10 protein-coding genes, 4 tRNA genes and 2 pseudogenes are annotated in these 12,590 nt (G+C 38.8%); 7 read left to right on the forward strand and 9 right to left on the reverse strand.

The annotated features are described in order from the left end of the window. Position 1: 1 nt before the first annotated feature. The gene (locus tag LKD41_RS12585; RefSeq protein WP_022242527.1) at positions 2-1,462 is read right to left on the reverse strand and encodes a glycoside hydrolase family 32 protein; all 1,461 of its coding nucleotides are present in this window, start codon (positions 1,460-1,462) and stop codon (positions 2-4) included. Between the two features lie 259 nt (positions 1,463-1,721). On the opposite strand from LKD41_RS12585, the gene LKD41_RS12590 reads away from it, so the two are divergent. Further along, the gene (locus tag LKD41_RS12590; protein ID WP_227701385.1) at positions 1,722-2,771 is read left to right on the forward strand and encodes a LacI family DNA-binding transcriptional regulator; all 1,050 of its coding nucleotides are present in this window, start codon (positions 1,722-1,724) and stop codon (positions 2,769-2,771) included. Positions 2,772-2,797: 26 nt separating this feature from the next. Beyond that, positions 2,798-3,064 (forward strand): annotated as a pseudogene (locus LKD41_RS16070) (DUF624 domain-containing protein); the annotation flags it as partial. Between the two features lie 125 nt (positions 3,065-3,189). On the opposite strand, the gene LKD41_RS12600 reads toward LKD41_RS16070, so the two are convergent. Together LKD41_RS12600 and LKD41_RS12605 are read right to left on the reverse strand one after the other, a co-directional pair. Beyond that, positions 3,190-3,390, reverse strand: a complete 201-nt coding sequence (locus tag LKD41_RS12600) for a hypothetical protein (protein ID WP_227701390.1) — start codon at positions 3,388-3,390, stop codon at positions 3,190-3,192. A 48-nt stretch (positions 3,391-3,438) separates the two neighbouring features. Beyond that, a tRNA-Cys gene (locus LKD41_RS12605) sits at positions 3,439-3,509 on the reverse strand. Positions 3,510-3,709: 200 nt separating this feature from the next. Here LKD41_RS12605 and LKD41_RS12610 point away from each other — a divergent pair. Then, positions 3,710-4,300 carry a hypothetical protein gene (locus LKD41_RS12610; RefSeq protein WP_022242524.1) on the forward strand — a complete coding sequence of 197 codons (591 nt, stop codon included), beginning with the start codon at positions 3,710-3,712 and terminating at the stop codon, positions 4,298-4,300. A gap of 76 nt (positions 4,301-4,376) precedes the next feature. On the opposite strand, the gene LKD41_RS12615 is transcribed toward LKD41_RS12610, so the two are convergent. Genes LKD41_RS12615 through LKD41_RS12625 form a run of 3 tightly spaced genes read right to left on the reverse strand, consistent with a single transcriptional unit; the run spans position 4,377 to position 8,042 of the window. After that, the gene (locus LKD41_RS12615; RefSeq protein WP_022242523.1) at positions 4,377-5,759 is read right to left on the reverse strand and encodes an NCS2 family permease; all 1,383 of its coding nucleotides are present in this window, start codon (positions 5,757-5,759) and stop codon (positions 4,377-4,379) included. A gap of 26 nt (positions 5,760-5,785) precedes the next feature. Continuing rightward, entirely contained in the window at positions 5,786-7,492 is a 1,707-nt protein-coding gene (locus LKD41_RS12620; RefSeq protein ID WP_227701386.1) for an adenine deaminase C-terminal domain-containing protein, read from the reverse strand. Continuing rightward, entirely contained in the window at positions 7,476-8,042 is a 567-nt protein-coding gene (locus LKD41_RS12625; protein ID WP_022242521.1) for a phosphoribosyltransferase family protein, read from the reverse strand. Before LKD41_RS12625 ends, LKD41_RS12620 begins: the two co-directional genes overlap by 17 nt. Before the next feature lie 678 nt (positions 8,043-8,720). On the opposite strand from LKD41_RS12625, the gene LKD41_RS12630 reads away from it, so the two are divergent. Beyond that, positions 8,721-9,599, forward strand: coding sequence for a LysR family transcriptional regulator (locus tag LKD41_RS12630; RefSeq protein ID WP_227701387.1), 879 nt, complete (start codon positions 8,721-8,723; stop codon positions 9,597-9,599). Between the two features lie 138 nt (positions 9,600-9,737). On the opposite strand, the gene LKD41_RS12635 is transcribed toward LKD41_RS12630, so the two are convergent. Continuing rightward, positions 9,738-9,808, reverse strand: a tRNA-Cys gene (locus tag LKD41_RS12635). A gap of 69 nt (positions 9,809-9,877) precedes the next feature. Next, positions 9,878-9,949: transfer RNA gene (locus tag LKD41_RS12640), tRNA-Glu, on the reverse strand. A gap of 219 nt (positions 9,950-10,168) precedes the next feature. Between LKD41_RS12640 and LKD41_RS12645 the strand changes: the two genes are divergently transcribed. The 3 genes and pseudogenes from LKD41_RS12645 to LKD41_RS16075 all read left to right on the forward strand — a co-directional run. After that, the gene (locus tag LKD41_RS12645) at positions 10,169-11,062 is read left to right on the forward strand and encodes an ABC transporter ATP-binding protein (protein ID WP_227701388.1); all 894 of its coding nucleotides are present in this window, start codon (positions 10,169-10,171) and stop codon (positions 11,060-11,062) included. A gap of 1 nt (position 11,063) precedes the next feature. After that, a complete protein-coding gene (locus LKD41_RS12650; RefSeq protein ID WP_227701389.1) occupies positions 11,064-11,858 on the forward strand; it encodes an ABC transporter permease in 795 nt (264 codons plus the stop codon). Positions 11,859-12,099: 241 nt separating this feature from the next. Next, positions 12,100-12,261: pseudogene (locus tag LKD41_RS16075) on the forward strand (IS91 family transposase); the annotation flags it as partial. 131 nt (positions 12,262-12,392) lie between these two features. Here LKD41_RS16075 and LKD41_RS12655 read toward each other — a convergent pair. Beyond that, a tRNA-Asn gene (locus tag LKD41_RS12655) sits at positions 12,393-12,465 on the reverse strand. Between the last annotated feature and the right edge of the window lie 125 nt (positions 12,466-12,590).

The following is a 12,590-nucleotide window of genomic DNA, read 5'->3' on the forward strand; positions in this document are numbered from 1 at the left end:
TTTAATCCCTCTCTTTTCTTGTTTTTATCACAAAATTGTTTAATTCCACTTCTCCCTGTACCACATAAACACCGGCATAGCCACCTTTGTGATCATACATTCTGGTAGATAATACAATTTCATCATTAATATACACAATACAGATATCATCTTCTCTTATTATCAGTAAATGATATTCATCTGCATCCGGAAGCCTTCTGGATGTTTCTATCTGGTATGGTATATCACCTTTTATCTGCCACTGATAGATTCCCTTTTCTGAACGTGGCCACATATCCCATGCTACTTCCTTTTTCCGTTGATTCATTCTTAAAAAATAACCCTTTTCCATTTCAGAATCAACATGTAACGCTATTCCGAATTCATGTCCCCGCTTCACACAGACATCCATTTCAATCGAAAAGCAATCTTCCGGAATTTCATAGACACCGGAGCCTAAGGTATCACTTATTACATGAATTCCTTTTTCTGTCTTTGTTATCCGGCTATTATAGCCTGCTGCTGGTTTCAAATCCTGTACTTCATCATAGAACTCTTTCACACCTGGAATAACCCGGACTTTTAATGTTCCATCTTCCGGATTCTGAATCAATTCATGGAACACCATTGTTCCACCCCATTCCCATGGTCCAAAATCTTTATTTCCATATTTGCTTGCAATCCATCCAAATGCAAATCTTCGCTGTCCATCTGATGCGGTTTTGATTGCATAATCTGATCTGGTGTCAAAGACATCATCTTCAGGAATTTCCCATGGTCCGTTTGGACTTTTTGAAATTCTATAATGTGTAGTAAATTGATCCGAAAAAGTGGAGAAAACCAGATACCAGTAATTTCCCATCTTGAAAATTTCAGGACATTCCATGGTGATATACATGCCAGGGGCATAAAACGGTTTTTCATAGGTCCATTGTTTCAAATCCTTTGACTTACACAATGCAATACAGCCTCCCCTTAATTCACCTCCTCCTTTAATTCTTGAAGCCAGAAGCATGTCATAACATTCATCTTCTTCGTTCCAGTATACAAATGGATCCCGCCAGTCAAATTCTTCATATTGCTTTCCATCAGAAACAAACAAAAATTCTTCTACCGTATTAAGATGTTCTAAATCTGTTCCTACTGCCTGCATTACAGACTGTACACTTTTTCCATTAATTTTTATATCTTCATTATACGCAGTAAAAAATGCATGATAAAGATTTTCTTTGTCTTTTATTACGGAACCAGTGTAAGCATTCTTATTTGGCTTGTCATCTCCTCCTCTCTTGATTGCTTCCCCTTTGTATTCCACATTTACAAAGTCTTTTGTTGTTACAAGATGCCAGGTAGTTTCTTCTGCATACTCCTTGTCCCTGATTCTTGGATCATGCAGATAATAACCATAAAAAGTTCCATTTTCATAATATGGTATTAAATCTCCAACCCATGCATCTTTTGGTCTGTACAATAATTTTTTCATACGCACCTCTCTTTGCACTATTTGCACGTTTTTTTCGTTCTTTTTATGCTTAAATTGTAGCATATGCACTATTTATTTTCAACATAGCTTTCTCAATTTTATCATTTTCTATTTTTTTTACATAATAAAAACTGTTGTTTTATACATGTTATACATCTTTTCATTGTTATTTTGTGCATTTCGTGCATTTTTATTTTTCGCACATTTTCTTCTTCCTTTATTTTTAATAAAGTGTTACAATAAATCTGGAGGTAGAAGTATGAAATGCACGATTAAACAATTAGCCGAAGAATTAAACTTATCCAGAAATACTGTTGCTAAAGCTTTAAAAAACAGTAATGAAGTTTCTTCGAAAACAAAACAGCGGGTTTTAAATAAAGCCAGAGAACTGAATTACAATAACATAAACAAAGAACTTTTTTCCGAATCGGGAGATGTTACTTCTCCATCTAATGTGAATAATGGTTCTATCCTGTTTCTTACCAAAACCTATGCACCAGACTCTGAATTCTGGACTGCGGTTTTAACAGGTATTGAATCCATCTTATCTAATGCACATTATCATCTTGTAATTGGAATCATGTCTGAAAGTGATTTGAAAACAATGGATTTTCCTACTGCATTAAAAGATCCTTCCATTAAAGGTATTATTCTAGTGGAAATTTGTGATGGGGCTATCTGCAATGCATTGTCACAATATAATCTTCCAATTATTACTGTTGATTTACCAAAGGATTATAATCCTGTTTTAGATATGATAGATATTGTTACTATGGAGAACAAAAAAAATATTCACCGGATTGTAAATTATTTAATTTCCAAGGGTGCCGAGCGTTTTGCCTTTGTTGGAGATATTTATTCCGCAAATGTAGGACGAGGTTTTCAGGAACGTTTTGATGCATTACAAGAATGTCTTTCTGATAATCACCTGGAACTAGACCGGAAACATTGCTTATTAACAGAAACTTCTGATGAATTTCAGGACTTTCAAACAGTCGTTAAAAAATTACAAAAGATGGCTTCTGTTCCGGATGTATTTATTTGCGGGAATGACCATATATCAATCCAATTAATATATGCTCTTCAATTTTTGGGTTATCAGATTCCAAAAGATGTAAGTGTAGTAGGATTTGATGATATTCCTGCTTCTGAAAGGATTACGCCTTCTCTCACTACAATACAGACTCCAAAAAAATACCTTGGTATTGCTGCAGCCCGCCAGATGTTAGAGCGGATACAATATCCAAACTCTCCTCATTCATATATGGAATATAAAACAAAACTTATTATCCGGGATTCCACAATATAGAATTAATTTTGAAAGGATATTATACTATGGAAAACTTCTTTTCACTTGATGGTAAATTTTTTCGATTTATCAACAAATTTACCAGTTTAATTGCTTTAAATTTTTTATTCATTATTACATCCCTTCCTATCATTACAATCGGGGTATCCTTTTACGCCCTTTATCAAACAAATTTAAAACTTTCACAAAATACAGAATCCTATATTGCAAGAACTTATTTTTTCTTTTGGAGAAAAAATTTAAAGCAGAATATTCTTCTTTGGCTACCTGTAATGATTTTATTTATATTTTGTCTGATTAACTTATACATTTTACCTTTTATGCCAGAAACCTTTTTCAGGTCTCTCACTCTCTGTATACAATTTCTTATTTTGTTGTTATTGCAGGGTTTTCTTATTTATGCATTTTTTCTTCCGGATCAATACAGAACTACTTTAAAATATACCGTAAAAAATGCAGTTATATTGACTTTTAAATATCTTCCAGCTACTTTTTTATGTATTTGCATAAATGCACTACCAGTTTCTATTCCCATATTGTTACCAAAAATAACCGGATATGTGTTAGCAGCTTTTATTATAATAGGCTTTTCCGGGATTTCATTTCTGCATACTTTCATATTACAACTACTATTAAAAAAAGAGAACCTCTTCGGTTCTCTTTAAAAAGGCGTCTGCCGGATTTGAACCGGCGATAAGGGTGTTGCAGACCCGTGCCTTACCACTTGGCTAAGACGCCACATATTTAATTGTGTCAATTCACACTCATATAGTTTACCAAAGCTGTGCGTATCCGTCAAGAGAGAATTCACAGTTTTTTTCTCCTGCATTTTACCTCTTTTTTGCTTATTCTTTCCTGAATCCATTTGCTTTTTTCTCATAAGAACAGTATACTTATATATTGTAAAATATTAAACCATTTCAGGAGGAACAAATATAATGGAAAAAGGTAAATTAGGTATCAGATTATCATTTTATGCAGTAGCAGCTTTTATCCTTGCATTCTTAGGATACAGCACCGTTCTTGCATTACTGGCTGGCTTTGTTCTCATTGTTGAGAAAAATGAGTGGGCTTCCCGTCAGGTAATTCAGGCATTTTTCTTATGTATCTTTGCAGATATCGTAAATGGTATTTTAAACATTTTCGATTTCTTATACCAGATACCTCTTATGGGTTCTGTATGGGGAACAGCAATTTCTGTCATTGATGGTATTGTAAGCCTTGTAGTTCTGATTTTCTGTATCATGGCTCTTGTAAACACAGCCAAAGGAAACGAAGCAAACGTTCCTGGATTAAACGGACTTGCAAACTGGGCTTACGGCATTGTAGCTCCAAAGGTAAATCAGGCACAGCAGGCTTATTATGGACAGCAGCAGTTTAACGGACAGCAGCAGTTTAACGGACAGCAGCAGTTTAATGGACAGCAGCAGTTCAACGGACAGCCACAGTTCAATGGACAGTCACAGCAGTTCAATGGTCAGCAGCAGTATCAGCAGCCAGAACAGCAGAATCCAAATCAGCCACAGTAGAATTATTACATAGCTAAAAAGTTTAAGCGCAGAGCATTCATTGCCCTGCGCTTTTCTTATGCAGTTCTTCAAAAGATTATAAGGAAATCATCAGATAACGGATAACAAAGAGTGCGGATAATACCACGGTGATAATGTTTAACTCCTTGAACTTTCCGGTAAAGATTTTAATTAATGTATAAGCAATCAATCCAACGGCAATTCCGTTTGCGATGGAGTAGGTAAGCGGCATCATGATTAATGCCAGGTATGCCGGAATTGCTTCAGATACATCATCAAATTCCATATCTTTGATGGCACTTAACAAAAGACCACCTACGAAGATTAATGCCGGTGCTGTTGCACAGGATGGGATGATGCTTACAAACGGAGCAAAGATGATTGCCGCTAAGAACATGATTGCTGTAAATACAGAAGTCAGTCCGGTTCTTCCTCCTACGCTGATTCCGGAGATACATTCACCATAAGTGGTAACGGTGGAAGTACCAAATATAGAACCGCCTACCGTTGCGATTGCATCACAGAGAAGGCTCTTCTTTGCATTTGGGATATTTCCATCTTCATCTAACATATTTGCGGATTTTGCAGTTCCGATTAAGGTTCCGATCGTATCAAACATGTCAACCATGGAGAAGGTGATAATCAGCATGATTAAAGTTAAAATTGCCTGTCCTACCGAGCTTCCCATAAATAATTCCCGGAAACCGCGGAAGCATGCGAATAAGGAAACATCTGCGAAATCTTTTACCTGGGCACCGAAGTTAATCTGGAAACCATCAAATACCGTATTTCCGGTGAAAATTCCAAGAATAGTTACTACAAAAATACTGATTAAAATAGAACCGGTTACTTTTTTCTTATAAAGAACGGTGGTAAGTACGATTCCAAAGAAGGCTAAAATTGCGCCCCAGCAAGCCACCGGATTTTCAGAGAAAGTAGAGAAATCCACCAAAGATACCATGGTGCTTTCATTTCCTACAATAAGACCGGCATCCTGGAAGCCGATAAATGCAAGGAATAATCCGATACCCACTGATATGGCAACTTTTATATTTTTCGGAATTGCCATTACAATTTTTTCCCGGAAGGAACATAAAGTAATCAGAATAAATAATGCACCGGAAATGAATACCATTGCCAGTGATGCTTCATAGGAATAACCCATGCCAAGCATTACGGTGTAAGTAAAGAATGCGTTCATTCCCATACCAGGTGCCTGGGCAAACGGTAATTTGGCAAGAACTCCCATTAAGAAGGTTCCTAAAAATGCGGACAGACAGGTGGCAAAAAATACGCCGTTGAATACCTTATCATACATATCGGTTCCTTCAAAAGGTGTGGCAAGCATTGCCGGATTTACCATGATGATGTAAGCCATGGTAACAAATGTTGTGATACCTGCAATAAACTCGATTTTTACGCTGGTACCATTTTCTTTCAGTTTGAAAAACTTTTCCATAATAAACGTCCTTTCTTTTGTTTTATCTAAACCAGTTCACAAACTGGAATAAATCGATTATTTATAATATCCAATAATCCCCGGTTGGTAATTGCCATCTCCGGAATAACAGCAAGGGAAATCTGAAGACTCATAGTGAGGATTGGATTCTTAAGAATACAGCCATGTTCCCACAAATCAGCTAAAAGTCTATCTGTTTCCTTTACAAATACATCCATTGGCTTCTGACTTAAAATGCCAAGTACCGGAAGTCCCACAAATTGTTTCTCTTCTCCATCCCTTACATAAGAAAGACCACCCTGTTTTACAATGACCTGATTAAATGCCAGCGTCATATCTGAAAGAGAAGTTCCAAATGCAATCAGATTCTGGGTATCCTGTCCTACCGAACCGGCAAATGCTCCCTGCAGTGCTCCTGCCTGGCTGATGATGCCGATTCCGATGGAACCATCTTTCCGGTAGCGGTCTACTACTGCACAATACATTAAGTCATCCTCTAAAATGAGTGCACCGTTCTTTACCGGAAGCTTTCTCTCTTCGTGAATTGTCTCTAAGGTTCCGTCCACGATTTTTACAATATTGACTTTTACTTCGCCATCTATGCAGCCTTCCGGCAATGGAATCGTAAGTTCTCCTTCTTTTAAATCATCCCGCTTTATGGAATGGATCACTTCTTTCGGATAATCCATTCGCGGATAAGAAGCCTTTGCAATTTCTCCGTTTACAATAACATCCTGCACCTTAAAGTCTGTTAAATTCTTCACAAGTATCATGTCTGCACGATATCCTTCTGCAATGACACCTCTATCCTTTAATCCATAGGCTGCTGCCGGATAAACCGTAGCAAGCTTGATTGCCTGAAGCGGCTCCACACCTTCTTTCACAATCTGCGCCAGTGCATAGTTCATATGTCCATGCTCTGCCATATCTTTTGCTGTAATACAGCCATCGGTAGAAAGTAAAATATGGTCGCTGTCTCCTGCTTTATCTAAGAATTCTTTTGCACTTGCAGGCTCTTTTAAGGAGCCACGGCGGATAATGACATACATTCCTTTTCTGAATTTTTCTAACATTTCCTCCACCGTTACACTCTCATGATCAGAGCTTACGCCTGCTGCAATATAGGTATCTAAGTCAGCTCCCAATACACCCGGCGCATGTCCGTCTATTTTTAAACCTTTTTCTTTTCCATAATCCAAGATTTCTTTTAAAGAAGCTTCCTTTGCAATGACCCGGTTATAATCCATGGCTTCTGCAATTCCATACATGCCATATTCTTCCACCATCACTTTGACATCAGAAAGCATCACCTGTCCATAACAGTCTTCATATCCCGGTGCTGACGGAACACAGGGAGATGCCATCCAGACTGGTGTAAGCTCTGTCTCCTTCATCTCTTCCATCAGATATTTTGCACCTTTATGTCCTAAGACATTTACTGCATCATGAGGGTCTAAGACTGCTGCTGTGGTTCCGTTTTGTATCAGTGCCTCTGCAAAAGATGCACTGCTTAACATGCTAAGCTCCACATGGGTATGGGCGTCAATTAATCCCGGCAGGGCAGTAAGCCCTTCCCCATTGATTACCGTAAGATGCTCCTTTTCTTCTATTTCACTGGCATCAATATGCTCTGCAGTTTTCTCAAAACGACCATTTCTGATATAAATATCCCCGGTTTTTATCTTATCTTCCAACACATCTGCAATCGCAACATTCTTAATCAACAGGCTCATAGGATTCTTTTCCTTTCTGAAACAATGGTAGTTTCTGTAAAAATGTGATATCTGTCCGCTCTGCCGCTTTTCCCTCTGCCAGAATTGCAAGCCTGCTGCAAACCTCTCCTCCGGCTTTCTGCACCAGACGCTCTGCCGCAGCCAGGGATTCTCCTTTTGAAATCACATCATCCACAATTGCAACTTTCTTTCCCTTTAACTTCTCTGCATCCGTTTCATCCAGAAAAATGTCCTGATTTCCCTCTGTTGTAATGGAATGCACCGCATCCTGGATAAATGATTTCACATAGGACTTCACGCTTTTCCGGACTACCACAAATTCCTTCATATGAAGCTGCTTTGAAATCTCGTACGCCAGGGCAATTCCCTTTGCTTCAATGGTCAGGATAATTTCCGCTCCATTGGCAAATGCCGCCAGTTCCTTACCTGCTTTCTCAATCAGCTCTGTATCACTGATTACCACAAAACTTGCATACGCTGTTCCATCTGACAGTTTAACAAAAGGCAGTTCACGTTTCAGACCACATACTTCTAAATCATAATGTTCCATTTTATCTATATCCTCTTATCCATCATTATATATCCGCCGGAGAATGTTCTGTCTCCTTCGGATGTATTGTAACTATGAAAAATACGAAAGGTACAACACGTCCCCGTATTGCACCTTTGCTTTACATACATTTGCATTATAATAGAAATCGTTTTATAATAAAAATACTATTTTTACTTGATTTCTATAATATTTTTATTATATTGTGTGGAGGAAGATTGAAAAAATATTTACTTCAATATAATTAGCCGGTTATGCAGGAAGATCATTTTATCTGATATGAAATGTCTGCAGTTCTTAGTTACATGTTTTTCTTGATTATAAACTGTCTTTCCATTGCTTTGAGAGGATAACTGCTCTGTCCGCCGAGTACGGATGCTGAATAATGTCTGCAAGGGGCACTAAGAATTTCGACCTATAACTGAATAAGCCTGGCAACCGGCGCAAATTCACATCCATGTTCATATGCGCCTCGCTGGCACTTCCCTGTGCCAGCGTTGCCGGATGCCAGACGAAATTCCAAGTGCCCCTAACAGCCCTTAAAATGCATCCGTACTTCGGCGAACCGGGCAGTTATCATGTCAAACATTGGAAATCTTACATTTTTTACAATCCCCTCCACAAACCACATAAATTATATTTTCAAATAATCCTACAAAACAAAAGAGGTATTTTATTATGACATTAGATTCTTACCGTAACTTTGTAACTATTGTAGATTGCGGCAGTATCGTAGCTGCTGCCAACAAGCTTCTGATTGCACAGCCTTCTTTGAGTAACCAGTTAAAAAATATTGAGAAAACCTATGGTGCGAAGCTTCTTCTCCGGGGAAACCGTTCTTTAGAGCTGACGGATGCAGGAAGAATCTTTTACAAACGTGCCAAAGAGATTTGCATGATGGAAGAGGGCTTACGAAATGAATTGTTGAATCAGAAAGCCGGCTTCTCTGAGCTATTGAAAATTTCGATTCCAGCCGGTAACTCTCCTTATTTTCTGCACAAATTTTTTGATGCCTTTATCGCAAAGCACCCGAAAGTTAATTATGACTTCTATGAGATTCCAAGCGAATTTGTTATTCCGAATGTCTTAAATGGAATTACAGAGATTGGTCTTATCCGCTCTGCCGCACCCGGACATGGTGCGCTTACACTTTATCCTTATGAAAAGGAGGATATTGTTGCCCTGTTTCCAAAAGACCATCCCCTGGCTAAAATCAAAGGAAAGCTTTCTGTCCCGAACCTTGCCAACTACCCGCTGGCAATTCCTTTTGACTGTCTGGATATTGTTTATGCTTCTTTTGGACACTATCTTCTTTCACCAAATGTTTCCATGATTACTTCTCCGAAAACCACTGCCATTGAGTGGGCACGATCTTTTGGAAGTGTAGCCTTAGTCTCCCTGACGAAAGAAGATATGCGGGAAATTAAGGATATGTGTATCAAATATATTTCCGATGAAAATCTTTATATTATGAGTGCTTTTATTATCAGCAAAGACCGGCACCTTTCGAAGATTGCGAAGGAATTTTTGCAGGTGCATGGAATTGAAGTTTCTTAAGCTGCTCGCCAACTACGAGAAACACGCTTTGCGAGTTTCTCGAGTTATCGCGGTGCTCGCCAAATCTGCATGCAAGCATGCGATTTTTCTCGCTACTCGCGTAAAAAAAAGAGAATCTATAAAAGATTCTCTTGAAAGAGGCGACAACCAGATTCGAACTGGTGATAAGGGTGTTGCAGACCCGTGCCTTACCACTTGGCTATGTCGCCATATTCTGTTGTAACACTTCCAGTATATGCAGTGGCACATTTTTTATGCCTCATATTCTGTTCGTGTAGTGACTCCGACGGGAATCGAACCCGTGTTACCGCCGTGAAAGGGCGATGTCTTAACCGCTTGACCACGGAGCCAGATACGTTCCAACGACCGTCAGAACGTGTTTTAGTATACCATAGAGTAGTGGTGATGTAAAGCGTTTTTTAAGAATTATTCGTCATAATTTTACTCAAAATTATTCTCTTTAAGGGTACACTTCTTTTCTCTTTCTGTCGATCTTTTAAAATTTTCTTCTTGACATTACTGTCTTAGTGTATTATTGTAGTAATACAAATAAAGAAGGAGATATGTTTATGGAAACAATATTGCAAACAACGAATCTTTCCCGGCAATTCGGTAAGAAGATGGCTGTAAATAATGTAAATATGACCATTCACAAAGGTGATATTTACGGATTCATTGGAAAAAACGGTGCCGGAAAAACAACTTTCATGCGCCTTGTCTTAGGTACTGCTTTCCCTACCAAAGGAGAAATCAAATTATTTGGCGGCGAGCCTTTCGATAAAGCCAGACGCAAAATCGGTTCTTTAATCGAAGCACCTGGACTTTATAAAAACTGTACCGCCTATGAAAACTTAAAGCAGTTTTCCTTAATTTACGGTGGCACCGATGCAGAGATTAAGGAAATCCTTTCTCTGGTTGGGCTTGCTGATACCGGTAATAAAAAAGCCGGCAAATTTTCCCTTGGAATGCGCCAGCGTCTTGGTATTGCCATTGCACTTCTCGGCAATCCAGAGTTCTTAGTTTTAGATGAGCCGGTAAACGGTCTTGACCCTGCCGGAATGAAGGAAGTCCGTGATTTGATTTTAAAGCTGAATCATGAGAAAAATATTACAATTCTCATTTCCAGCCACTTATTAGATGAGCTGTCCAAAATCGTTACCAGATATGGAATTATCAACGACGGTATGCTGATTGAAGAAGTTACTGCTGCAGAATTGAATGAACGCTGCCAGCACAAACTGATTTTTACAGTAGATGATGTGCAGAAAACAGCCGCTATTTTTGCAGAAACTATTCCGGCAGAACAGATTCGCATTGCCGGCAATCAGGTGATTCTCTCCTCACATCTTGAGGAAGCCGCTGAATTAAACAAACGTCTGGTTCAACAGGACGTTGCGGTAAATAGTTTCTGGGTGCATGCAGAAGGACTTGAACAATACTTTATGAAACGGATAGGTGGTTAATATGGGACAATTATTTAGATTTGAATTTCGAAAATTATTCCGTCAGAAGAGCTTTTACATCTGTGGCTGTGTGTTAATCGGATTAATTCTTCTGACCGCAGTAACATTAAATATGATTTACAGTTTATCACAGGGAAATATGGAAGCTGGCGGCGTAACCGTAAGTGCTTCTGACGATGGATTCCTTTATACTGGCATCTATATGCTGGTTGGTGCAGTTTCTTCCAGCAACTTTACCATTGTACTGGCTATATTTCTTTCCCTCTTTGTATGCAGCGACTACACCAATGGCACTTTAAAAAATATCATTGCAAGAGGCTACAGCCGCACCCGCATTTATGCGGTAAAATACATGGTATCCTTAGCTGCCACAACATTTTATACCATTGTCTGCTGGCTTACCGGATTCCTTGCCGGCACTGCATTCTGGGAAGTCGGAAGCCCTTCTGGCACTACCGGAGACCTGATTGTTGCCCTGCTTTTACAGCTTCTTGGCAACTTTGCATACACCTCCCTGTTCTTCCTGATTGCAGTTCTTTTTAAGAAAACAGGCGGTTCCATCGCAGTCGGTATTATCGGTCCACTGGTTTTATCCATGATAATCTCACTGGCAGACACCCTGACCCATAAAAAATCTTTTGATTTTGCTGATTACTGGCTGGATAATTGCATGTATCAGACTGCAGCAGACCTTATGGCTTCGAATATGATTACACGCTGCCTCGTTTGCTTTATTATCTATGCAGTACTGTTCTATCTAATCAGTATCTTTGTAGGAAAACGCACCGAAGTGTAACAATAAGAAAAACTCCCGCAGACATGTCACCCCTATATCATGAGCTAAGTCAGTTCATAATATTATGACGTTATCTGTGGGCGTTTTTTTGTGCTATTTCTTGTGCTATTTTTTAACGTTATTCCTTAGCGATACTTATAGTGCTATTTCTTAACGTTACTTCTCAACGCTATTTCTTAACGCTATCCCTTAACGTTATTTCTTACACCTACGACAATCTTCCATTTTTCATTTGCCCTGTAAGCTTGTTGCCTGTGTTCACCGTCATTATGTTTTCACTATCCCGGAAGAGCTTCGTGCTTATTTTCTCAAAGACAGATCTCTCTTAGATTGCTTATTCCATTCTGTACGCGATGTTGTCCTTCGTATGTTTTCTAAAATGAACAAAACGGAAAACTGCACTATTTACCATTCGCTTTTTTGTTATGTTATGTTATTTTTTATTTCTAGTTCATTATACACTATTTCTGACGATTTAAGGAATTTCCTGTAAAGTAAAAAACTCGATAGCAAAATCTGCTATCGAGCAATCAGCTCCCCGAGTAGGACTCGAACCTACGACAGCGCGGTTAACAGCCGCGTGCTCTACCAACTGAGCTATCGAGGATTATTAAGTTAAAGAATGACGTTCGCCTGAAATCAGGTAACGTCATTGTTAAAGGTACATACCTTCAAAACTTCATACAGATTGCTTTCCGAGTTGCTTTGGTCAAGCCCTCGACCGATTAGTAA

Source organism: Roseburia sp. CLA-AA-H209, from assembly GCF_020687575.1.
In the GTDB taxonomy this organism is placed as follows: Bacteria; Bacillota; Clostridia; order Lachnospirales; family Lachnospiraceae; genus Roseburia_C; species Roseburia_C amylophila.